This is a genomic window from Aporhodopirellula sallentina SM41, from assembly GCF_000346505.1.
GTDB lineage: Bacteria > Planctomycetota > Planctomycetia > Pirellulales > Pirellulaceae > Rhodopirellula > Rhodopirellula sallentina.
Genome location: NZ_ANOH01000032.1, coordinates 1 through 24,054 on the forward strand (window position 1 = coordinate 1; position 24,054 = coordinate 24,054).

The window sequence follows — 24,054 nt, forward strand, 5'->3', positions numbered from 1 at the left end:
GCCGACCCGACCTCGACGCTCAGCGGTTCGGTGCAAAGCCTGCCGGCGATCATGATCGATTCACTGCCCGCCGGCCAACAGATGACGAAGTCGTTCCAAGTCTACATCGACAAACAGGGGACTCACGTCGTTCGCGTCAGGTTGCCCGATGACGCACTCGCGATTGACAACACGCGTGTTTGCACAATCCCGCTCGCTGACGCACAGCGGGTGCTGATCGTCGACGGGAACACCGACGGCCTCGGCGCGTATCACATCTCGTCGGTATTGGATCCCGGCAGCCAAGTTCGAATCGGTGCAATTCCGGAAGTTCGCCCGATGGCGATGCTCCGTGACGCGACGGCGGAAACGCTCAACCGCTACCGTGCGATCTATCTCGTGGACGTCCCGCAAATCAACGAACGCACCGCCGACACGTTGGCCCAGTACGTTCGCAACGGAGGCGGCTTGGCGTGGTTCCTCGGCGAGAACGTGTCGCCGCAGAGCTATAACGAAACGCTCGCGGCGGAAACGCGATCTCTGCTGCCTTACCGCCTGAACCGCATCGTCAGCCTCAACACCACGTTCGGATCGACCGACGACGAATCCTCGGGGAACACGCGAGAAAACGCATTGGTCTTCGGCAAAGACGCTGAGTTGCTCGGACCGATCGCGCGGGCGGGCAACGGCGTGTTCGCGCTGGTGAACCTGCAACGGGTTTGGGAACCGTCGGAGATCGCACTTCCTGAACCAACCGAAACACCGGAGCTCGTCCCGGACGGCGATTCGATTCCACCAGACGACACTACCGACGGCATCATCCTCGCCAGCGATGAGGACGACGACCCGCGAGACATTCGCGTCTTGCTCGAGCGAGGAGACGGGATCCCCGTCGCCGTACGACACATGCTCGGCCGTGGACGAATCGTGACGGTCAATACCGGGCTCGAGGGCGAGTGGAACAATTGGCCCGGTGACCCGACGTTCGTGGTGTTCCTGTTGCAAACCAACGCGATGCTGTTCAGCGGAGCGTCACCGCCGACCTCGCGACTGATCGACGAACCGGCGGAATTGGCTCTGCCCGGCGATAGTTTCCTGCCAACGGTGACGTTGCTGCCGCCGGCCGATGAACCGCCGCGGATGTCAATCGAAATCGAAGCCAATGACCAATCGCCGGTGGTGGAATTATCTCCGGTGGAGATGGTGGTGGACGACCAAGCCGGGGTCGATGACTTCCTGATGCCAGGCGTGGCGGAGTGGCAACGAACCGGAACCGATGGACAGACCAGTGTCCTGCCGGTCGCATCGGTGCTGCGAATCGGCGAAAGCGATCTGGCCCAGGTTACACATGCGGAGGTCCTGCGAGACCTGCCGGGAATGGGAATCGAGTTTTTGGCGTCGGGAACTTGGGAGAACGACGGCAACATCGGCGGCATGTCGACGTTCCTGCTGATCCTGCTGCTGTTGCTCGCGATCCTGCTCGCGGTCGAACAGGCGCTCGCCGCCTGGGCCTCGTACCACGTCAAATCCAATCAATCATCACGCGATCGACAACACGTTTCGGGATTCGGCAACGCTCGCGGGGCTCATCAATCCGCCAATGAGATGCGATCACGGTCGCGATCCAGAAAAGGCCAAACGGGTCCGACCGCAACTTCGACGGACGCCTCGACCTCGACGAACGAACCCACGGAGGTGACGCGATGATCATTTATGAATTCGCTCGCACCGCATCGATCGACGGTTGGTGGATGTGGGCATCGCTGTTCATCGCCATCATCGGGGCGCTCGTTCTTTGTGCGTTCTACTATCGCCGTGACGCGGCGGAACTGCCGCGACCGGTTCGGTGGACGTTGATCGGTTTGCGATTAACGGCGGTGCTCGCGATCGTATTCCTGTTCTTCGATTTGGTTCGCCGTACCGAACGGCGAATCACTCGGCCGAGCGAAGTGGTCGTGTTGGTCGACACGAGCCAATCGATGTCGCTGCCCTCGAGCGGTGCGATGGACTCGCCGAGCCGCACACAGATCGCCGAAGAATTGCTCGAGCGATCCGAATTGGTCGAGACGTTCAGCAAAGAACACCGGACGAGCGTTTACGCGATCGGCGGCCCCGGCGGCCCATCACTGATCACCACGTCTGCCGTCAAAGAGGGCAGCGATGAAGAAGGCGAAGCGACGTCGGACGACGAAACCGGTACAGGATCGATCGGCGAAAGCGATGACGATGCGACGAATCCGTTTGCACTTTTTGGATTGTTTTGCCTGAGCGTGTTCGCCGTGGCCAGCGTTTTGTCGTTGATTATCGGTGGCGCCGCGTCGCTGCGTCCGGCCAAGTCGATGAGCGCGGCTGACGAATCCGGACGTGGGTTTTCGCATCGAGCGGACGCGTCGCGACCGAGTGAAACCATCGGCTGGCTGTTGTTGGTCGCGGCGATCACGATGGTGACAGGCATCATTTCGCTGGGTGCGGTCTACATGGTCGATACCGACCAAACGTTCGCCACGATCGTCGGTTTGGAGTCAACCGCCTCGGACGCATCAATAGACTCAAACAACGACTCGACGGGCAACGAACAACAGGATTCCGACGAACAGGATTCGGGTGATACGAAGGCTCCCGAAGCCGTTTCGATCGATTGGGAAACCGCTCTGGCCGCGAGCGAAGCTCAAAGCCCGATTGGCGACGCGTTGCGATCGATCTTGGTTGACCACGACGCGACGACTCTCGCCGGCGTCGTTTTGGTCACCGACGGTCAAAACAACGGTGGCACGCCGCTGTCGTCGGCCCTGGCGATGGCTCGTCGCGATGAAGTTTCGCTGTATCCGGTCGGACTCGGCAGCAGCCAACCGCCAACGAACGTTCGCGTCGTCGATCTGGAAGCCCCACGGCGGGTTTATCCCGGTGACAAGTTCGTTGTTGCCGCGGTGCTGCAGGCGACCGGCGAATCGGCAATGGAAGTTGACGTGGAACTGATCGACGCGTTGGACAACTCCGCCGAAGAAGGTTCACCAAACGGCGTCTCTGACGACTCCGCGACCAGCATCCCGGGCGGACAAGTCATCGAGACCCAACGGGTTCGCTTGGAACCGGACGCAACGCTGACGGGGATCCGTTTCGAGATCGAACCTCAAACCGTCGGCCGTCGCCGATTGGGCGTTCGCATCAACGCACCGCCCGAAGACCGAAACCGCATCGATGACATGCAATCGGCCCGCTATGAAGTCGTCGCCCGCAAACTGAAGGTGCTAGCGATCGCGGGCGGGCCGACCCGCGAATATCGCTTTGTGCGAAACCTGCTCTACCGCGACGAATCCGTGCAGCTCGATGTCTGGTTGCAGACCGGCCAGTCGGGAATCAGCCAGGATGCGGACGAACTGCTGACGGCTTTTCCGGAGACCGCCGAAGACGTGTTCGATTACGACGCGATATTGATGTTTGACCCCGATTGGTCGGCGATCGATTCGGCGTCGTTGGATCTGATCGATCGCTTCCTCACTCAACAAGCCGGCGGTTTGATCTTGGTCGCCGGACCGGTCTATCATCCGAAAATCACCGGCGGACGCGGCAACGCACGGTCGAGCCAAATCAATGGCTTCTTCCCTGTCAATCTGGCAACCCGTGGTCCGTTGCTCGGCGGTGGTCGCCAAGGCGGACGCAATGCGTGGCCGTTGGACTTCACGCCGGAAGCCTCCAGTGCCGAGTTCCTGTGGGTGGCCGATACGCCCGAGGCGAGCTTCGAAATTTGGCAGGAAGTCGGCAACGTCTACGATTACGTCGGCGTGAAAAGTGCTAAACCGGGGGCCAAGGTTTATTCGTACTTCTCCGACCCGACGACGGAAGTCAGCGGTAGTTTGCCGATCTTCATGGCCAGCCAGTTCTACGGGGCCGGGCGTGTTTACTTCCAAGGCAGCGGCGAAATGTGGCGTTTGCGGGCGGCCGGCGATCAGTACTTCGACAGCTACTACACGAAACTCGTCCGCTGGGTCAGCGAAGGTCGTCTGCTCCGCGACAGCAACCGCGGCGTGCTGTTGGTCGACGCCGCCCGTGCAATGGTCGGCCAAACGGTGACGCTGCGTGCCGTCCTGGTCGACGATCAGTTCCAACCGCTTAACGAACCGTTCGTTACCGCCAAACTGCTCGCCCCCGACGGCAGCATCAAAGACCTACGGCTTTCGCCCGCAGCCGATTCGCCACGCGGCGGAACCTACACCGGAAACTTCGTCGCCACCAAGAGCGGCGGGTATGAAATCCAACTGACCGTCGGCGACGCACTGGATGAACAGATCCTGCGGCAAACGGTACAAGTCCGGTTGCCAACGAGCGAACTCGAACGGCCACGCCGAGCCGACGACGAATTGATGCAGCTCGCCACCACGACACGCGGCGAATACCTGCCCGTCAACAGCCCCGCGGAAATCAGCGGCGTCGTCGAGTCGCTGACCACCACGATCCAACCGCAACCACAGGTCACCGTCCTCGCCGGTACGCCGGACCGTCCGTTCGGCGAACGTCGCAACGCGATGCTGATGTGGTTGATCGCGTCGGTACTGACGTTCGAGTGGGTGACTCGACGACTGCACCGACTCGCCTAGTCGTATTTCCCTGATCTTCCGTTTCCTTGATTCCTCTGCGTTAGAACCGCCAAAATTCATGCCACACTCCTCCGCTCAAACTCTGCCACGCTCGGTCGCGTCGTTGCTAGCGCGACTGCGTCACCAAGTGCGACGGTACATCGTTTGGGATTCGGTGTTGGCAATCGCGGTGGTCGTGATGGCGGCGTTTTGGATCGCATTCCTGATCGACTATTTGCCGGTCCGTGTCGGCGGCAGTGAAATGCCACGTTCGGCACGTTTGGTGGTTTTGGTAATCACCGGCGTGATCGCACTCGGGCTCGTGTGGCGATACCTGCTTTCCCGGCTCAACCGAGAATTGCCCGATGATTCGCTCGCGTTGTTGATCGAACGTCATCATCCGGAAATCGGCGGGCGTCTGGTCACCGCGGTACAGCTCGGAGAGACGCCACGCAGCGGCGATTCCTACAGCCCGACGTTCATGCGGCAGGTGCGTCAGGAGGCCGAGCGTCAAGTCGAAAAGGTGGATCTAGATCGAGTCTTCCGCCCTGAACCGATTCGCCACAAAGTGACGATCGTCGTGCCGTTGGTGTTGGCCGCGTTGATCATGGCCATCGCCAGCCCCCAGACGTTCGGACGCGCGGTCGGGCGGCTGACGTTGTTCTCGGACAGCCCGTGGCCCCGCAACGCACAGCTCGAGATGGTTGGCGTCGAAGTGCCGATTATCGCCGCGTCCGAAGCCGATGACGGGGCCACGCAGTTGGTCACTTTCGAAGGAAACACAGTTCGGTTGGCCCGCGGCAGCAACGCGACCCTGCGTGTACGAGCCGCCGGCGAAGAATTCGGTCATCAGATCCCCGACCTTTGCACGGCAACCTACGTCGACGACGAAGGCAACCGCGGCCAGAGCAACCTGCGACGGGTCGGCCGGGTGATCGATGGCTATCAATCGTTCGTTCTCGACGGACCGCCACTGACATCGCTCGCCGATTCGGTGACGATCTCGATCCGAGGCCTCGACGACCGACTCAACGACTACCGCATCGAAGCCGTCGAGCCACCGGCGATTGCCAAGATGCAGATGCAGGTTCGCTATCCCGATTACCTGCGTGTCTTTCACAACAACGCCGACTTCGATCAACAACTCGACTACCAAGCCGGCGTTCGGATTCGTGAAGGCAGTTCATTGATCCTGACGGGTTTGGCCAGCTCTCCGCTCGGCGGCGTCGACGTGGTCGCCTCCGACGCTGGCTCCGGCGCAGCGATTGGCACCTCCGAAACCACCGAAGAAACCTCCCCCACGCTCGACGCGAAGATTGCCGACGACGGCATGAGTTTCTCACTCGCTCTCGACGACGTCCGCGATGCCACGTCGATTCGGGTGGTGCCCCGCGATGCCGACGGGATTTCCGCCCAAGCCGCGTATCGCTACTTCATCGGTGTCGTCCGCGACGAAGCCCCCGAGACGTCGATGCGGATGTCGGGAATCGGATCGTCCATCACGCCGATCGCTCGCCTGCCGATTAAGGCAACCGCCACCGACGACTACGGAATCGAATCGATGTCGATTTCAATGATCGTCCGGCAACAACCGGGCGATGCCGCAGCAGGCCCCGACGCGGGTAACGCTGAAACAGGCAGCGATCCGAATGCTGGCGAACAGTCATACTCGGTGTCTCCGCAACTCGACCGAGAAGGCAACACGTCGCTGACGATCGATCTGCGAGACCTAGTCGACAATGAAGTTCTCCAGCCCGTTTCTCCCGGTGCGACCGTGACGCTCAACACGCTCGCCCAGGACCGGTTTAACCTTGCCGGCGAACACGTCACACAAGGCGAACTGATTCGTTTGCAAGTCGTTACACCGGAGACGCTTCTCGCGACGCTCGAACGACGGGAACTCGAATTCCGTTCGCGTCTCGAGCAGGCGATCGACGAAACACGTCGACTGCGCCAGAGCCTCACCGCGATCGAAACCGAAGCCGTCGAACTATTAGCACCGGCAGACGACGGCGAATCCGACGGGAACGATAGGCCCGACGACACGCAAACCGATTCTGACGGATCCAATAACGCGGCCTCCAACAACACGGCCTCCGACCAAGAAGAGTTCCGCTCTCGCCAACGCGTTCAACTGCGGATCCGCCAGGCAGAACTGCAGGCCGCGAAAACGACCGACGAACTCGCCGGGATCGTCGCCGGTTTGGACAGTTTGCTACTCGAAATGGTCAACAACCGGATCGATTCGGTCGACCGCCGCGAACGACTCGACGAAGGCGTGCGTACTCCACTTTCCGACGTCGTTGAGGAACCGTTCCCCAACCTGAGGCGTCAAATTGTGCAGTTGGAACGGATTTTGATGGCGACGCAGACCGACGGTGCCACTGACGACGGTTCCGCTGGCGACGGTGCGGAAAATGAACCTCCCGCCGACCAACGCATGCGTTCCGCAGTCGAAACAGCCGTCACGACCAACGACGCTATTTTGCTGCAACTGTCCGCGGTCCTCGAAAAAATGCTGGACCTGGAGAGTTTCAATGAGATATTGGACCTGATGCGCGGATTGATCCAAGACCAAGAATCCCTGCTCGACGAGACCGAAGAAGAGCAAAGCAAACGCGTACTGGATCTTTTTAACTGACTCAATCCACACCCTGCTGCGACTCGCCCATGCACGGCCATTTTCTCCAACGCTTCGCCTTCCTCGGGATCCTAACAATCCTGATCTCGCTGTCGGTCTCCTTGGTCGGCGGGGTCCACGGCATCGCGGTCGGTCAAGAAACCGATGCCGACAAACCCGATCCGTTGGTCGCCCGCCAAACCAGCGTCGCCGCCCGCTACGCCCGACTCGAAGAATTGCTGCTGCGTCTCGCGGACGTCGAAGCCCGCGAAAACCCCGAACGTGCCGCCCTGCTCAAACGAGTCGCCCGGCAATCGCGCGAACGTTTCGTACTGGAAAAACTGCGTGGTGCGAGTGACCTGATCGCCGATGGTCAACTGTCCAAAGCCCTCGACGACCAAAAGACGGCCACCACGGAATTGCAGGGCCTCCTCAAACTGCTGCTCAGCGAAGACCGCAGTTCACGGATTCGCGACGAGAAGAAACGCATTGGCGAAATCATCAAACAACTCCGCCTGACCGAACGCAACGAACGCAGTGTCCGGGCGAGAACCGAAAACGGAGTCGACCTCGACGAAGTCCTTCGCGAACAAGAAGAGATTTCCAAACGCGCCGAACAGCTCAACGAGGAACTCAAAGACGAGAACGAAGATGGGGAATCCGACGACGAGGATTCCGAAAACGGCAGTCAGTCGGAAAGTGAGTCGCAAACGGAAAGCGACGCTCAGTCAGATAGCGACTCAGCCAACGAATCTTCAGAGTCATCCGAATCAGAGTCGTCTGAATCCGAATCATCCGAATCGGAGTCTTCTGAATCAGAGTCTTCTCAATCCGATGAAGCAATGAACTCGGAGAGCTCCCAGGAATCACCGAGTGAATCCGACTCAGAGCAATCTCAAAGCAATAGCGAGTCGTCGGAAAACTCATCCGAACAAAGCGAATCCCAGCAAAGTCAGTCGCAACCGAGCGAATCGCAACAAAGTGAATCGCAACAAGGCGAATCGCAGCAGGGTGAATCGCAACAAGGCGAACAAGATCAACAGCCTCAATCGCCCGAGCAGGACGCTCAGGATCAACTCGAGAAGGCGATCGAGCGGATGAAAAAGGCACAAGACAAACTCGCTCAGAACGAGCGAGGCGCGGCCACCGAGGAGCAACGCCAAGCCGAAGAGGAACTTCGCAAGGCGATCGACAAACTCGAGAAAATCCTGCGTCAATTGCGTGAGGAAGAGATCCAACGTGAACTCGCCAAGCTCGAGTCGCGTCTACGAAAGATGGCGGCGATGCAATCGGCAGTACTCGACGACACCGCACAACTCGCCCAAACCCCGCAATCGCAACGGGATCGTGCGACGGATTTGAAGGCCGGCGACCTGGCTTTTGAAGAGCAGAAAATCACGCTCGAAGCCGACCGAGCGATGCTGTTGCTCAAGGAAGAAGGCTCAAGTGTCGCGTTTCCTGAAGTTATTTTGCAACTTCGTGAAGATACCAAGAGAGTCACCACCCGTTTGGGGCAGAGCAAAATCGATGCGGTCACGCAAGGGATTCAATCTGACATTTTGGCGGCCCTCGAGGAGATGATCGCGGCCCTTGCGAAGGCTCAACGAGACAACGAGAAGAAACAACAACAGCAGCAACAGGACGGCGGACAGCAGCCAAATCAGGGTTCTGGCGAAGAACCGCTCGTTCAGGCACTTGCTGAGCTAAAGTTGTTGCGAACGATGCAGAGTCGGATCCAAGGGACAACAGATCGCTACGGCGGATTGCTCGACGCGGATAATGCGGGTGGGAACAATTCCAACGGCGAAGAAATATTGCCCTTGCTACGAGACCTAGCGCAAAGACAAGATCGGCTGTACCAGATCACGCGTGACCTGGTAACCAAACGCAACCGATGAACCTGACTGTTTGGGAGAATGGTGTATGCGAAGCGTGAAAGAGCCCCGGGTGACTAAAACCTGGGTGGATAGCCATCGAGCTAACCGACCGCGAGAACAAAGATTCGCGAGACTCGGAAGGCTACTCGTCTTCACTGCCATCGCCACCCCCGCTCTCTCTGACCCGCTCTTCGCCGAATCAACTCCCTCGCTGCGTCACCCACTCGTCGCCGAAGCGGAAACGCCCGACGAAACAACTCCGCCGGCGGATTCGCCGATTCCCGAGCGGCTGATTCCTGAACACAAAGCCGTCCCGCTCGATCCTGACCAAATGGGCGGTCTCGAACCGGCGGAGAAGACGCTCGAAAACAACGCGGACTGGACGCCGCTCGATCCTGCCGAAATGTCGGAGATGCTTCGCCGCTCGCTCGACACGATCGGCATCACGCCCGAACAAATTGGATTGTCGACCGATCAATTTTTGATGGACGTTCGCCAAGACGACACCGAACCGTTGACGGCTTGGGTGCGTGCGATCGCTCTGCAGGTGGACGCGGTGAACGAAATGCTCGCCCGCGCCGACGATCAATTGCTCGAATTGGCCACACGTCTCGACCCGAGCGGTCCCGATTACGCGAGCATTGAATCGATGCCGCCGGAAATGCGGGCTGCCGTGCGAACGTGGATCGGTCGGGAACTCGTCCGCGAGCGATTCTACGACGAGGCGTTGCCGATCTTCGCGGAAGTCGATCCGTCGATCTCGCCCGACGCGGCGTCGTTGTTGTTCTATCGTGGCGTCTGCTACCACTCGCTGCTCAAGGCCACCGAGGCACTCGCCGATCTGCGGACGTTGTTGCAGCACAAGCAAGAAATCCCGGTTCGCTATTCTCGCACCGCTGAGATGATGATCGCGGATATCAAACCGCTCAAAGAAGATTCGCTCGACGAGATCTCTCGTTTGATGACCGACGTGACTCGCCGGCTCGACCTCGGCCGTGCTGACGAATCAACGCAAAACCGCGAGCAAGAGATCATCGACAAGCTGACGAAGCTGATTGACAAGATTGAAAAGCAGCAACAACAGCAACAGCAGCAGCAACAACAACAGCAAGGTGGCGAACAAGGCGGCACACCACGCAACGGCGAAGCTCAACCGATGCAGGATAGCCGCATCGCCGGAGCAAGCGGGCAAGGGGATGCCGATCGCAAGAACAACTCCGACAAAAACGGCTGGGGCAATCTCCCACCCGCCGAACGCCAGGAGTCTCTGCAGCAAATCAGCCGCGATCTGCCAACGCACTACCGCGAAGCAATCGAAGCCTACTTCCGCAAACTCGCTACGCAGCAACAGTAGACAGCAACAGTAGACCAACGCGGCCCCAGCGAAACGCGTTTGGCACGGTGCTTCCGTTGAACTGAAATCGCCGCGCAGTCTAAAAACCGCTAGCCACCGTAGCCGAAGTCGCCAAGACTTCGGACAGGCACCGGCGGAAGAGAGTCTAAGCTCTGGCGAGTCCAGCTACATCGATAGCCGGAGAAACCCCAATCCCCGTAGCCGAAGTCACGAAGACTTCGGACGGAGCACCGGTGGAAGAGAGTCTGAACTTCGGCGAGTCCAGCTACCATTTTCCCAATACCTAACGGACAATCGTGCGTCCGAATTTCGTGATCACGACCTCTACGCAGTGATCACAGCACGGGAATTTGTACGTCAGCACAATCCGCCCCAGGAATCCCTTGCGGCAGCTCACCAAGCAAGGTTGGCTTCCGGCACAGCAGGCTGGGACGCAGGCCGACACCGGATAGGTGCAGCATGTGCGGGGATCCATCACGCACCAAGAAACCTCAACCGGTGGCGGAGGACAGCAAACCGGTGCAGGAGCACAGCAGAATCCTGCTTCGGCAGGAGCCGCGGTGGCGCAAACCAAAAGGGTGGCGACAAAACATCCAAGAACGAGACGATGTAGACCGGTCATGTTCTTACTTTCTCATGAGGTGGTAGAAGCGGATAGTCATTCGGAAGTTCATTCTTGCCAAACTGCGAGTGCTACGCAAGCTAAAACGCCTGCACATGACATTTTGACGCAGCCTTTCGTCATCGAATCGATACAACCGAAACGAGCGGACGCATCCCGAACGCGACACCTTCCGTTAGGATCCGCATCGATAATCAGCATGGACGATCAGAACGACCCCAACTCCTTCAAAGCCACTGATCCTCATTCAGTGGCCCTCATCAAAGACAACCTGCTGCGAATTCTCATCCAAACATGAGCCCAATCGGACACCGCTTTTTAATCGTTCCAACTGACACATCCGACGAGAAATGCGGGTTGTTCTTTGAATTCACGCGTTGACTTTCGCAAGCGGCGCATTGGCGGGTGCAATGCTCTCATGTCGCAGCGGGCTGTTATCGGTGGCGGAGCCGATTTCGTCGAAAGAACTTCGAACAATCGTTGCCTCCGAACCTGCAGCAGGACACTGACAATGAAGACGGTCCCCTCCAATCTGACCGATCCGACTCTCGACGGTTTGGTTCTCGACTGCAACGAAGTGCAATCGACGCTTCATCATTCACGCTGCCCCCCAGTGTCGCACAGCGAATCTGGCCCGCTGCGTTGGCGCGAGTCATCGAACAAACGGATCGCGATCCCTCGCGACACCGTGCAGTTTCGATTCATCGTGGAGATGGCCCAGGAAGACGACCACGCGGACGTGGTGGAGTTCTCTCTCTTCCGCCGGCTCAGCCCCAACTTGATTCTCGATCGAGTCGTGTCGGCATACATCGACGGCGAATCGGTACAGCCGACCAACCACTCACTCAACCGAACGGTAGACATTCATTTCCATGCCGTCCCCAGTGGATCGGTTATCGTCGTCACGTACCTGGCGCGAGTTCACTTCGCCGCCGAGACGTCGCTGATCACCGCTGGCGATGCACGCGTTCGATGGTCGTACGTTTCTCGCTCGCCCCGGAAACAACCCAACCGCACACACCACACGGCTCAGCATCTCGCCGCCCCACGAGGCATCCGAGGTTTCCGTCCGAGCCTCGCCAAAGTACCCCAACCCGTCGTGCTGGGTTAGTAGTCGCCAAGACTAAAGAAACCCGTAGCGAAAGTCGCCAAGACTTTCGGAGTTGCGCAGGGCCCAACGAAACTCTTGGCGATTTTCGCTACCTAAAAAAATGAAGCCCTTCCAGATCACGATACTTCAATCGTGCATTGACGGTGCAAAGCCTGGATTCCGGCGAATCCAGCTACGGCAATTCGACAGCGAACGAAAACGTGAAACGCTTAACCGCGGACCGGCATACGGACCGCGGTTCCGTCGACAGATTCCAACGCGGCAATCGCTTCCGTCGCTGCGGCGGCGGCCCCTTCGCTCGCTTCGTGGGTCATGATCACCAACGGAACGAAATCGCCATTGGTGGTCCCTTTGTGAGCACTCGCCGCGTCCTCGTGTTCTTCGTGCTGCATCACCGATGCGATCGAGATCTTATGTTCGGCCAGCACGCCGGTGATCGCCGCGAGCGTTCCCGGGTGGTTGGCAACGTGCAATCGCAAGTAATACCGCCCGCGAAGTTTAGCCACATCTCGCTGCACCGCACGAGCAGGTCGGTCTTCCGAGAAATACTCGAGCGTTTGGAACGTGATCGGCGTCCGGCCCACTGCCATGTCGATGACGTCAGCCACCACAGCGGATGCGGTCGGCATTTGGCCCGCACCGAGACCGTGATAGAAAACCGGTCCCACGGCGTCGCCGACGACACGGATCGCGTTGTAGGCGTCGCGTACTTCCGCCATGGGTGTCCCCTTTCGGACCAGGGTCGGGCCGACCGATAGCTCGAGTTCGCCGTCGACCAACCTCGCGATCGCGAGCAGTTTGATCCGATAGCCGAGCTGCGAAGCGTAACGCAGATCGGCCGGATCAAGCCCATCGATACCACTGCGTGGGATGTCTCGCCAATCGACGGTCGCTCCGAAAGCGAGGTGCGACAGAATCGCGAGCTTCTGCGCCGCGTCGGTTCCATCGACGTCCATCGCCGGATCGGCTTCCGCGTAGCCGAGATCCTGTGCGACTTTGACGGTCTCGTCGTACCCGGCGCCCTTCTCATCCATTTGCGAAACGATGAAGTTACTCGTTCCGTTGAGGATTCCCTCGAGCGACAAGATTTGGTTTGCCGACAAGCACTGGCTGACGTTCGCGATGATCGGCACGCCCCCGGCGACCGCGGCTTCGAACGCGATACTGCGTCCCAATTGACGCGCCCGCGTGAACAGCTCACCGCCGTGTTCGGCCAGCAACGCCTTGTTCGCGGTCACAATGTCTTTACCCGCTTCCATCGCCCGCAGCATCACTTCACGGGCGGGGCTGAGGCCTCCCATCAATTGGATCACGACGTCGATCTCGGGATCCTCGAGAACCTCATCGATCGAGTCGGTCAAAATGCCCTCGGGCAGATCGATCCCGCGTGGTTTATTCAGGTCGCGAACGACTGCTTTGGACAACCAGATCGTTTTTCCGGCGTGCCGTGCGGTTCGATCGCCGTGATCAATCAGCAACCGGGCCACCCCGGCACCGACCGTTCCCATTCCCAAAATTGCGACGTTGGTACGGGATGGATCGCGATCAGGACGCGTTGAAGACATTGCAAAATGGATAGTTGTAGGGATCAGAAAAACGGTTTGCTATGTTCGGCGGGCATCATAGCCGAGGTACGCGGCGATTGGCACCCGTAGGTCCCCCAACGACACGGACCGCACAATCCCGACTACGGCTAGACAATCCGACCAAAACCGTAGCGAATGTCGCCAAGACTTTCGGAATTTCGTGGGGCCCTGCCGAAACACTTGGAGTGTTTCGCTACCGAACATTGATGACCGGGAAATGTTGAATCTCGCCGCGTCCTACTACCAACTTCTGAAATCGCCAACGTGCACGTCTTCAGATCAAGAACTGTGCTAGAAGAACGACCGGAAACCGCCGCTCGGTTTTTCCTCGACCTCTTTGCCTTCGAGCGCGGCGATCCAGGTTTCCGGGTTATTTCCGAAATCTTTCCCGGTGCTCTGCCGCAGCGATCCGATCACAAGGTTCTGCGTCGCCGGGTCACGATCCTGCAACGCCAGCTTCAGCGAATCGGCTGCGATCTGGCCAGGATGATTCGCGAGTGCCGCGATCGCTGCGTGCCGGACGTCTTTGTCCTGCGATGAACCGATTGTCGACGCGAGCAAACGTGCCGCGTCGTCTTCGCTGCGATTTCCGAGTGCCCGGCAAGCTTCCATCCGGACTTTGATCACGTCGTCGTTGAGCCCTTCCTCGATCAAACCGAGAACACTCGCGTCGGACGATTTTCCGGCAGCGAGCACGGCCAAACGCCGCATCTCTGGGCTCTCGTCGTTCTCAAAGATTTGCTTCAAGTGCGGCGACCAATACTGTTGCCGTTCGGGCGACAGCGTCGGCATCGATTCAGCCAATTGCTGCAACTCTTCGCGACGCTGGTGATCGGTGATGCCGATTTTCTCGTCCTCTGCCCACTGCCGCATCGTGAAATACGGATTGGCATGCTTGAGTGCATACATCGGCCCGTCTTTGCAACCGGTCATCGCAAACAACGAACCGGTCGCCAGAAAACTCGCCAGGACAGCACGGGATCGAACCGAAAATCCGCGCGTGCCCCGTCCACGTTTGGCGGCGTGGGGATTGGAAAGCGAAGGATTCGGAGAACGTTTTTCGGACGCCATGAGGAGGTTCCGAGATAGGAAGAATCGTGAACACCGACAGGCGGACCCGTCAGAACCAGCGTGGTTACCAAAAAAAGCGAACGGGTTCCAAGTCCAATCTTTTAGTGCTGTCCAATCCTTTAATGTTGCCCAATCCGATAATTCCCCGGGGTCTGCAGGCAGGAGCCGAGTCATTCGTCCGCAGCGACTTTTTCACCCGCAGCGACGTTTGCTTCGCGTTTGCGATTCTCCTCGACCCGGTACATTTCGCCGAAAGGCAATTGGATGCCGCCGTCGATCGTCAGCGTCGTGCCGGTCACGTATTCGCTCGCCGGGTCGCACAGAAAAACGACGCCGCGTCCGATTTCTTCCGGACGACCGAGACGCCCCCACGGCAGATTGCGGCCTGCCTCCTGTAGTTTTTCTTCGGTGAAGAACTTGCGTTCGCCCGGCGTATCGATCCATCCGGGGTGCACGATATTGACGCGAATCCGATGCGAGGCCAACTCGACCGCTGCCGTGCGAGCCATCTGGTCGTTGGCGGCCTTTGCCATGTTGTAGGCCATCGAACCGGGCATCGCGACCTTCGCCATCGGACTGCTGATGACGACGATGTTGCCGCCGTTTCCTGCATCAATCAACCGCTGCGCACCGGAGCGGACCAAATAAAACGCACCCCACATGCTAACGTCGATCGTCTTTCGAAACTCTGCCATATCCGACTCGACCATCAAATGTCGATCGCTGTAGGCGGCATTACTAACAACGATATCCAGGCCTCCCATCGCGGTGGCGGCATCGTCGATCAAACGTTCGACTTGGTCCTGGTGAGACATATCGGCAGCGATCGCATGCGCCTGCACGCCCTCGCGGCGGCACAATTCGGCCACCTCCATCGCGGCATCGTGGTGCGAGCGATAATTCACCACCACGTCAGCGCCGGCCTTGGCCAACGCGATCGCGATCCCCCGGCCGATTCCCCTTGAGGCTCCCGAAACAACCGCTCGCTGCCCCTTGAGGACTTGCTGCCCCTGCTGCCCCTGCCGAACATTCGGTTGCGTCGCGTCTTGATTTGGGTGCTGGTTGGGTTGAGTTGCCATCAGGGTTCGCTGGGTCTGTAGACTAATCGATTAAACACCAAGATAGCGAAATCCAGCCGCTTCGGTGGGATGACGTCCCTTTTTGCACTTGTGTTGGCGGACATCACTTTGCTATCGCCGAGATCCCGAGCACTACGTACCAGCGAATCCCACGTCGCCATCATGAACGAAAATTCCCCCGCACCCAACGCCGGTAACAACACCGACCAGTCTCCCGCCGGACCGGTTTCGCAGCACGACTCGTCCGTTCCGCCGCAGGGAAACTCGCCATCGGGAAACTCGCCATCCGGATTGCCCAACCGGGCGGGCTCACCGAACAGCATGCTCGCGGCGCCGGGCTCAACGGGAAACAGTACGGGCGGGTCGACGACGAACGCAACAGTTGTCGTTGCCGATGAAAAACCACTGTCCCTTTTAACGACCGCTGGGGTTCTGCACCACGCGGGGATGCGATGCATGTGTGCACGAACCGCCGATGCGGTGATCCGGGCGTGCGGGCTGCCGCGACCGCCGAGTGCGGAAACCTTATTGTCAGAGGTCGAAGAGATCGCCGGCGAAGTCGCACAGGCGATCGAACCGAGACGGATCGACCAACCGGTCACCGGCGTCACGGCGGCCAACCCGACGTCCGCTCGGTCAGGCAACGTCGAGCTGATCGTTTGGGACGTCGGCAACGATCCGATGAAAGTGCTCGCGATGCTCGTGACGATCCGCGAAACCTATCCCGACCTTCCGGCCGTGTTGCTCGCCGAACCGAAATGGGCGGGGCTGGAAAAGAAGACGGAGCAACTATCGGCGGCGACGCGGTGCCTTTTCAAACCGATCGACCCTTCGGCACTGGTCTCGGTATGCGAACCGCTGTTATGGATGCCGGCGCTCCAGTCCGCTCACCGGCAGCGTGGATCCCGGCCGAGTCGTCCGGGTTGGGTGACTCTCTAACGCAGGACCGGCCGGGTCGCTCCCTCTGGAAATCTGCAGTCGACTCGTTAACCTGCTGCCACTTCGTTTAGTTTTATCAAACCGCCGTTATACCGGAGATTAGGGCGCGTGGGGATTTACATTGGTGTCGATGTTGGCGGAACAACGTCAACGGTTTGCGTGGGCGATGAAACCGGGAAATTGATTGAGATCACTCCTCAATTCCCAACCCGCAGCGACGACGGTCCGGCCGCAACGATCGCAGACATTGCCGCAGAAATCGTTCGGGTTCTCGGCAGCAGCGGCAAACAGCTCCGCGACGTCGGCATGGTCACGATCGCGACCCCGGGCCCAGCGACCTGCGAAGGCGTCTTATTATCGACGCCTAACCTGAAGCATCCGGAATGGAACAACTGCCCGGTTCGTGAATTACTCGAGAAGAAACTCCGTGAGGAAGCACGCAAGGACGATCGTGTCGAAGCCAAAATTGACGGCGGCGAATTGTCGGTGCGTTACCTCGGCGACGGACAAGCGGCGGCGCTCGGTGAATTTGCAGTCCGCCGTGGCGACATTGAAGTCGCTCCCGAAATCGCATCGCGCTGGAACATCAATGTCCAAGACGCCGAAACCGATCTCGAATCGCTGTTCATGGTCGCCGTCGGCACGGGACTCGGCGGAGGCGAAGTCCGCAACCGCGAAGTCGTTCGCGGCAGTGAAGGACGGGCCGGACATGCCGGTCACTTGATGCTGCCGGCGGACGTGTTCCGTCACGAACAGGATCAGGAACTCAAAGTCGGCAACGCGTTCTCCACGGTTGAATCGGCCGTTTCGCTGACCGCTCTAACCCATCAACTCGCGTATCGCTTGACACTCGATGAGTGGAAAGACCACTCACTGCACCAAATCGACGGAACCGCCAAAGATCGCGCCAAACGACTGCGTGAACTCGCGGCAGACGGCGACGCGTTGGCTCTCGAACTGTTCGACGACCAAGCCACCGCGTTGGGCGTCGCGCTGCTGATGATCCAGTACATCGGCGACTACGATGACTTGGTGATCGGCGGCGGTGTTTGCGACCTCGCTCCCGCGGTCCGAGATCGCTACCTCGAGAAGGTCAAGGAAGCCTTCTATCAACGCGCTCTCGACGGTTTCCGCAGCTTCCGAGAGATCTCGTTCTCGCATTGCGGCGACCAGGCATCCGTGATCGGCGCCTACGTTGACTCGATCGCCGGTTCCGCCTGACGCCGGTTCGGTTCGCTTGCATCGTCCTGCCCGGGTGAAACCTCTTTGTTTTTGCGTGACGCGTCTTTATTTTTGCGTGACGCATGGCTAGTCGCGGTAACGAAGATCACCAACGCAGCCCAAACGAACACAAAACCGGTTATCCGATTTTGGTCGAGCGGTTCGCTGTACATGACCGCTCCAACGAGGAACTGCAACGTCGGCCCGACGTACTGCAGAATACCGATCAACGACAGGTCCACCCGCCGCACCGCGACCGCAAAAAGAGCCAACGGTGAGATGGTGATGAAACCGGCCATTAAAAGCATGGTTGTCACCATGGGTGAGCCAAATTGCAACGCGCTAACGCCGTTCTGCACGCGTAGCCCTAGGTAGATCGCGGCCGGCAGGAAAAGGATCGAAACCTCCAACATCAGCCCCACCAAAACGGGCAGCGACACTTTTTTCTTGACCAACCCGTAGATCGAGAACGACGTCGCCATGGCGAGTGACACCCACGGGATCCCGCCACTGCCGACAGCCATGACCCCCACGCCGATCGCAGCCATCGCCACCGCGATCCATTGCCACCGGCCCAACCGTTCGCCGAGAAAAACAACGCCGAGCAGGACGTTGAAAAGCGGGTTGATGTAATAGCCGAGCGACGCTTCGAGAACCCTGCCGTGATTGACCGCCCATAAGAACGCAGCCCAGTTGATTCCAATCATTACCGCGGCGACGGAATAAAGGGTCCACACACGTTTGTCTCGCAGGCTGGCCGAGATCGCTCGCCAACCGCCCCACCATCCCATCCGCAAACAAACCGGCAGGATGATCGCGAGCGTCACAAAAGACCACACGATCCGGTGGCTCGCCAATTCCATCGAGTCCGCCCCCTCGATCTGCCGCCAATAGATCGGGAACAGCCCCCACATCACGTGAGCCGCGATCGCGCAGACCAACCCGACACGGTTCACCGAGGTGGATTCGTTACCGAGTTGATTGGCAGACAAACGTTGAGAATCGCGTAGCAAGAGCCAAACTTTCTGAATTCGTAGTCCCCGTCGCAATGGCAAACGCAGGGAAGCAACCGGCGTCCCCGCCTCAGAGCACGTGGAAAGTTGAGAGACTCTAACAACGAGTCAAAGGTTCAACCACCACAACGATTTCACGAACAAGAGAACCACCCCGCGAGCACGAAACTTGCCCCAAAACCGTAGCGAAAGTCGCGAAGACTTTCGGCGACTCGTAGGGACAGCCGAAACCCTCGGCGAATTTGCTGATTGAACGCCCCCCAAGCTTCACAATCAAATACCAGCCCGATGCGCAAGCGAGTGGTTGCGAGCGATCCCTCGCTAGCCGGGCTGTTGATTTATTGCGTTTAACGGCAATACCGTTCAATGAAGCACCGGGTTGTGGCGTTTTCGTTCAACCGGTAGCCGTAGGCGACGCTTGACGGAACACAACCTACCCTTCGGGCACGGGTTAAACGAAAATTGAACGGTATTGCGTTTAACGGGCAGCCGTAGGCGACCTGCTTGCCACTGCACGTCGCCTACGGCTACCGGTTAAACGAAAACGGGTTGACTCTTGATGAAATCGACAAACCGTTGGCAAGTTTCGCTACCCGAGCACCTCCGCAACTGAACTCGCCAGAATACAGATCACTGAAGCCCGGCGAATTCAGATCGCATGTACTGCGGCAAAGCGTCGATCAGCTCTTTACGTTGGTCCGCGGTGGACTCTTCGTTGCCGTAGATCTGCAACGCGTGCCAGCGGATCGAGGCAGCCTCACGGCCACTGAGTCGTTGCGCGACTTTCGTCCACCGATCTGCCAACGCGATCCAATCCGCATCGCTGCTGTCAGGACCTCCCGACTGCAACAGCTCGCATTCCGCCTTGGCACATCCGGCAACCACCAGATTACTGGACTGCCTCAACCAAAGAATCCCTTCTTCCCATCGACGTTGCTGCAGGCAATAGATCGTTCCTAACAACCCCGAAGGTTTGTCCGCGTCCAACAATCTCGTCCATTCCGCCGAAGCGGGCAGGCTGCTGATCGCGGTGAACAACTCATCGGTTTCGGCGAGCAACTCCTCATCCGAAACGATCTTCGCCAACCTCTCGACCTCCGTCCGAAAATCGTCGAGCAACGCGGCCCGTTTCGAAGCGTCGATCTGATCACTGGTGACAATCCGATCGAGCAACACGTTGGCCTGCACCAACATTCGTTCGACGTCGGCGGACGCCACCACGCGGCGACGCGACGCACGCCACGACGCCAGCAACCGGTCGACCTCGTCTCCGGTCAAACCCATCGTGCTGTGCAGTTCGGCATCCACGTGCGAGACATCGGCAAATCGAAACGCCTGCAACGCAGCTGTCTGACGTAAACTCGCGACAATGTCCGACACCGGATGCGTCAGCCACGCTGCCTGGCGAATCAAATCATGAGCCGCGGCGTACTCCAACGAATCCGGAGACGCGATCTCCGCCACGAGATCCCACTGCTCGATCAAACTGCTCGCCGAAGCAACCGTGAACCGCCTCGCGGCCGATTCGGTTTCCGACCACAATCCAGAAACCGCGGTCGCGATTTCCTCGTCCGAATGCACAGGTGGTTTTGGAACGAATTCGTCCATCGCAATGGAATCCGAAGTCGCGGGGGAATCCGAAGTCGCCGTGGCGTTTTCTTCAGTGGCTGCGAGACCTTCGGAATCGCTTCCGACGCCAGCAGCCTCAGCGTTCGGCATCTCCCGCGGCGATGGCGTGTTAGCTGAGGCGGAGGACACATCCAAATCGAACAATTCAGGAAGCGAGATTTCGGGCATCCAATCGAGCAGGCTCGACGATTGGTCCCCCGAACTCGCGTCATCCGCAATCCGGCCGTCATTGAGCGTTCTCGATCGCAAACCTGTCGGTCCGTCGGTGGCAACGTCGATCGACGCGACATCCGGCATGCCGGCGGTCGGGTTCATCGGCAATGCTTCCCTGTGCAACGCTTCACCGGGCAATACTTCTCTGGGCAACGCTCCTCCGGGCTTTGTATTCCGGGGCAATGCTTCGATCGGCAACGGAGTCGTGACGGGCGGCGTTCTGCCTACCTCAGCCAACGCGGCGAGCAACTCATCGGTCGTCATCGCCGCCGAGCCGATCTCCGCATCCGACGCAGGGACATGAGGCATCGAACGATCCGGCAGTTGCGTTCGGTCCGAATCGACCGGGTCCACTGCGATCCAACCAGCCTCCTCATCCGTAGCCGCCAGCACGTCCGGCGCCGGTCCAGACGCCGCGTTCGCTTGGACGGACGCAGGTCGGTTAACCGCGGGGCTCGGAAGGATCAAACGCCGTCGCGCCGCGAATACTCCCAATCCGACCGTTGTCGCCGCGATCACGATGATCATCGCCGACAAGAAACGCGTGTCATGCATCCAACGACGGACTGTCGTAGCGGTCGAGAAAGCACGCAATTCCGCGAGCACCTCCAACGCTTCGTCGCGACTGGACACGTCGTCGCCTTGCGGCACGGCACGGCGTCGTTTCTTGCGTGTTGAATCGTGTTTTCGATCCACACGGATCGGGAACGGGTGTCCGAACAAGCGAACCGATTCGTTTCGAGAAACACGGCTGCGCGTTTGCAAGGTCGGTGGCGTGAAATCGATGCACGCGGCTCGCTGAAGCGCCAACGGCAACAACCGACCAACACGAACCTGTTGGAAATAGCTGGGACGGAATCGTGGGTCGATTAAACGATACGTCGACAGAACAATCCGAGCGAGCTTCTCTTCTTTGTCGCACGACGGCTCGACCAGTTGGCTGGCGGCGATCGCGTCGGCGCTGCGGTGCGCCGCGATGCGGATTACCGACAACCGCCATTCAAAATTTTGCACGCCGATGACGGCAAAGTCATCTTCATTGGCACTGGTCGACGAATCCTCGTCAGCAAGCCCATCGTCACCTCGCGCCTCCAACTCCAGATCGCGGACCATCTCTTCGACCGCGATTTCATCGAACGCCATCTCGGTCGCGATGTCGTCAGGCGTCTGTAGATCGCCCGTCCGTGACGCAGTGCTGTCGGGGTGACTGGTGCTGCTGTCGGGGCCCGCCGCACCTGAGCCCTTCACATCCGAACCCGTCGCATCGGGGCCGTATTCATTGGCGGCGTTTTCGGCGGTCGGATCTTCGGCCGGCGGTTTCTTTACCAAACCGCTATCGAACATCGCTTCGCCGTGCCCGCTCGCTCCGGTGACATATCGACCGGTGTTGGTCGGCGGCAGCAATTTAGGAACGACCGACCGGGGAACTCGCGATTGCGGATCCTTCTTCGGCGATTCGTCGGCGGGTATGGGTTCAGAGGGCATCGTTGATCCAATGGGGACCATTGTACGCTCCCCATACAGGCGGGGCATTCGTTTTTCTGGGAAGTGGGGAATCAAGTAGGAAACGTCTACGTACGCGGTGGATCCGCCACGCATGATGACGTTTCATTAGTGAAATTCCATGCGAAATACTAGCGAATGAGCACACTTTGGGCCTGCCGGACGAATTCGCTCCCCAACCGACCGATAGCGGCCGAGGGCGTCATTTCTTCTCAATCCGGACAAATCGGCAGAATCCGATCAAGTCGCCTAATCGTCAAAGTCGATACCACATCTGCAGGACGCTCTGGCGACGGAGCGTGCTGCCTTGCTAAACAGCACCGTACCGACTGCGAGGAAGGAGTCCTCGCGGGAGTACCGAGCGAATACGCCTCGTTATTAGCCGAAAGATTGACCGCCGTGAAATCGCATCCCGCTCGAATCAAGAAACACAGCTTTGTTCGTGAAATGGAGATGGACCGAATGGCGGGAACGGCCCAGCCCAAAACGGTTTCCATTCCGCTCGCCCAGATCACACGTTTGCTGATCGACGCGGCGGAAACGAACCGAACCTGGCTGACCGATTTCGCGGACGATTGCGTGAAGATCGATGCGGACCTGTACGAAGTGCTACTGGCCTATCAATCGCTCCGACACTCATCGGTTTAACCCAACCAACTCGACACGGATTGTGTTTTCACAACCCGCCCTCTGCCCTCAAACCGGAGTTCAGTCATGCGTTCGATCGCTGTAATCAACCAAAAAGGCGGCGTGGGAAAAACGACCAGTAGCGTCAACCTGGCCGCTGCCCTCGCTCGCGCCGGACGACGCGTCTGCGTGATGGATCTGGACCCGCAGGCCCACGCGTCGCTGCACCTCGGAATCACCGCCATCGACGGCGAAGCCACCATGTACGAAATCCTGTGTGGTGATGCATCCATTGCCGACGCTCGCCAACAGGTCGACGAAAACCTGTTCGTCGTCCCTTCCAACCTTGACCTCGCCGCCGCCGAAATGGAACTGGCCTGCGAAGTCGGCCGGGAGATGATCCTCAGCGATAAACTCGCGGACGACCAAGACGATTTCGATTATCTGATTTTGGATTGCCCGCCGAGCCTCGGTGTGCTGACGATCAACGCACTCGTTGCGGTGACCGAAGTCTTCCTGCCTCTGCAACCACACTTCCTCGCTCTTCACGGGCTGAGCAAACTGTTGCGAACGATCGAAGTCGTCTCGCGGCGTATGAACAGTCGTCTGCGTTTGTCGGGCGTGGTTCTGTGCATGTACGATTCGAACACGCGATTGGCCGCCGAAGTCAGCACGGACATCGACGAGTTCTTCAACGCGTCCAAAGGACCTCGAGAGTTCTTCCGCAACGCGAAGTTCTTCGACACACGCATTCGTCGCAACATCCGCTTGGCGGAAGCACCGAGTTTCGGAAAGTCGATTTTCGATTATTCGAGCGAAAGCAACGGCGCGGTCGACTATCAATCGTTGGCCGAGGAAGTCATCGCGCAAGAAGAAATTCGAGCCGCGATGGAAACGCCCGAGCCAACCAACAGCGAACAAGCCCGCATGGCCGCCTAGGGCAACCGCCCAGTGATCCAAACGGCCGCAAGGCCTCGGGTGGAATCGCAAAAGTGAGCCGAATGGCCGTAAGGCCTCGGGTGAAATGCCAAACGAG

Annotated in this window: 14 protein-coding genes and 1 pseudogene; 10 read left to right on the forward strand and 5 right to left on the reverse strand. The window is 59.0% G+C overall.

Translation table 11 applies throughout. The features are described from left to right. From RSSM_RS01490 to RSSM_RS01515, 6 genes and pseudogenes are all read left to right on the forward strand, one after another. Positions 1-1,686, forward strand: a pseudogene (locus tag RSSM_RS01490) (BatA domain-containing protein); the annotation flags it as partial. Next, complete coding sequence (locus tag RSSM_RS01495) at positions 1,683-4,574, forward strand: membrane protein (protein ID WP_008673738.1); 2,892 nt, start codon at positions 1,683-1,685, stop codon at positions 4,572-4,574. The pseudogene RSSM_RS01490 and the gene RSSM_RS01495, both read left to right, overlap by 4 nt. A gap of 58 nt (positions 4,575-4,632) precedes the next feature. After that, positions 4,633-7,194 carry a hypothetical protein gene (locus tag RSSM_RS01500; RefSeq protein ID WP_008673740.1) on the forward strand — a complete coding sequence of 854 codons (2,562 nt, stop codon included), beginning with the start codon at positions 4,633-4,635 and terminating at the stop codon, positions 7,192-7,194. A 29-nt stretch (positions 7,195-7,223) separates the two neighbouring features. Beyond that, on the forward strand, positions 7,224-9,071 hold the full coding sequence (locus RSSM_RS01505) for a coiled-coil domain-containing protein (protein ID WP_008673741.1): 1,848 nt from the start codon (positions 7,224-7,226) through the stop codon (positions 9,069-9,071). A 49-nt stretch (positions 9,072-9,120) separates the two neighbouring features. Then, complete coding sequence (locus RSSM_RS01510) at positions 9,121-10,404, forward strand: hypothetical protein (RefSeq protein ID WP_236620873.1); 1,284 nt, start codon at positions 9,121-9,123, stop codon at positions 10,402-10,404. 1,133 nt (positions 10,405-11,537) lie between these two features. Beyond that, positions 11,538-12,137, forward strand: coding sequence for a hypothetical protein (locus RSSM_RS01515; protein WP_008673746.1), 600 nt, complete (start codon positions 11,538-11,540; stop codon positions 12,135-12,137). 209 nt (positions 12,138-12,346) lie between these two features. Here the strand turns inward: RSSM_RS01515 and RSSM_RS01520 are convergent, their stop codons facing one another. The 3 genes from RSSM_RS01520 to RSSM_RS01530 all read right to left on the reverse strand — a co-directional run bounded on the left by RSSM_RS01520 (position 12,347) and on the right by RSSM_RS01530 (position 15,873). Then, a complete protein-coding gene (locus tag RSSM_RS01520; protein ID WP_008673747.1) occupies positions 12,347-13,702 on the reverse strand; it encodes a homoserine dehydrogenase in 1,356 nt (451 codons plus the stop codon). A gap of 312 nt (positions 13,703-14,014) precedes the next feature. Continuing rightward, positions 14,015-14,656, reverse strand: coding sequence for a HEAT repeat domain-containing protein (locus RSSM_RS01525; protein ID WP_144059493.1), 642 nt, complete (start codon positions 14,654-14,656; stop codon positions 14,015-14,017). Positions 14,657-14,964: 308 nt separating this feature from the next. Beyond that, positions 14,965-15,873: an SDR family NAD(P)-dependent oxidoreductase gene (locus RSSM_RS01530; protein ID WP_008673752.1), complete on the reverse strand. Its 909-nt coding sequence runs from the start codon at positions 15,871-15,873 to the stop codon at positions 14,965-14,967. A gap of 162 nt (positions 15,874-16,035) precedes the next feature. Between RSSM_RS01530 and RSSM_RS01535 the strand changes: the two genes are divergently transcribed. Both RSSM_RS01535 and RSSM_RS01540 read left to right on the forward strand, forming a co-directional pair. Then, entirely contained in the window at positions 16,036-16,812 is a 777-nt protein-coding gene (locus tag RSSM_RS01535) for a hypothetical protein (RefSeq protein WP_144059491.1), read from the forward strand. A gap of 108 nt (positions 16,813-16,920) precedes the next feature. After that, positions 16,921-18,033 carry an ROK family protein gene (locus tag RSSM_RS01540; protein WP_008673757.1) on the forward strand — a complete coding sequence of 371 codons (1,113 nt, stop codon included), beginning with the start codon at positions 16,921-16,923 and terminating at the stop codon, positions 18,031-18,033. Here the strand turns inward: RSSM_RS01540 and rarD are convergent. Both rarD and RSSM_RS01550 read right to left on the reverse strand, forming a co-directional pair. Continuing rightward, the gene (rarD, locus tag RSSM_RS01545) at positions 18,003-19,025 is read right to left on the reverse strand and encodes an EamA family transporter RarD (protein ID WP_008673758.1); all 1,023 of its coding nucleotides are present in this window, start codon (positions 19,023-19,025) and stop codon (positions 18,003-18,005) included. The two genes, RSSM_RS01540 and rarD, sit on opposite strands and share 31 nt — an antisense overlap. Before the next feature lie 651 nt (positions 19,026-19,676). Further along, positions 19,677-22,373 (reverse strand): hypothetical protein, encoded by a 2,697-nt coding sequence (locus tag RSSM_RS01550; RefSeq protein WP_236620874.1) that lies wholly within the window; start codon positions 22,371-22,373, stop codon positions 19,677-19,679. A 156-nt stretch (positions 22,374-22,529) separates the two neighbouring features. Between RSSM_RS01550 and RSSM_RS34410 the strand changes: the two genes are divergently transcribed. After that, complete coding sequence (locus tag RSSM_RS34410) at positions 22,530-23,039, forward strand: hypothetical protein (protein WP_236620875.1); 510 nt, start codon at positions 22,530-22,532, stop codon at positions 23,037-23,039. Positions 23,040-23,105: 66 nt separating this feature from the next. Next, positions 23,106-23,957, forward strand: coding sequence for a ParA family protein (locus RSSM_RS01560; protein WP_008673762.1), 852 nt, complete (start codon positions 23,106-23,108; stop codon positions 23,955-23,957). Positions 23,958-24,054 lie beyond the last annotated feature (97 nt).

Bases quoted from the DNA above. Each gene is read 5' to 3' on its own strand.
- RSSM_RS01495 (WP_008673738.1), top strand. From the start codon at position 1,683: ATGATCATTTATGAATTCGCTCGCACCGCATCGATCGACGGTTGGTGG.
- RSSM_RS01500 (WP_008673740.1), top strand. From the start codon at position 4,633: ATGCCACACTCCTCCGCTCAAACTCTGCCACGCTCGGTCGCGTCGTTG.
- RSSM_RS01505 (WP_008673741.1), top strand. From the start codon at position 7,224: ATGCACGGCCATTTTCTCCAACGCTTCGCCTTCCTCGGGATCCTAACA.
- RSSM_RS01515 (WP_008673746.1), top strand. From the start codon at position 11,538: ATGAAGACGGTCCCCTCCAATCTGACCGATCCGACTCTCGACGGTTTG.
- RSSM_RS01520 (WP_008673747.1), bottom strand. From the start codon at position 13,702: ATGTCTTCAACGCGTCCTGATCGCGATCCATCCCGTACCAACGTCGCA.
- RSSM_RS01525 (WP_144059493.1), bottom strand. From the start codon at position 14,656: ATGACCGGTTGCAAAGACGGGCCGATGTATGCACTCAAGCATGCCAAT.
- RSSM_RS01530 (WP_008673752.1), bottom strand. From the start codon at position 15,873: ATGGCAACTCAACCCAACCAGCACCCAAATCAAGACGCGACGCAACCG.
- RSSM_RS01535 (WP_144059491.1), top strand. From the start codon at position 16,036: ATGAACGAAAATTCCCCCGCACCCAACGCCGGTAACAACACCGACCAG.
- RSSM_RS01550 (WP_236620874.1), bottom strand. From the start codon at position 22,373: ATGCCCTCTGAACCCATACCCGCCGACGAATCGCCGAAGAAGGATCCG.
- RSSM_RS34410 (WP_236620875.1), top strand. From the start codon at position 22,530: ATGAGCACACTTTGGGCCTGCCGGACGAATTCGCTCCCCAACCGACCG.
- RSSM_RS01560 (WP_008673762.1), top strand. From the start codon at position 23,106: ATGCGTTCGATCGCTGTAATCAACCAAAAAGGCGGCGTGGGAAAAACG.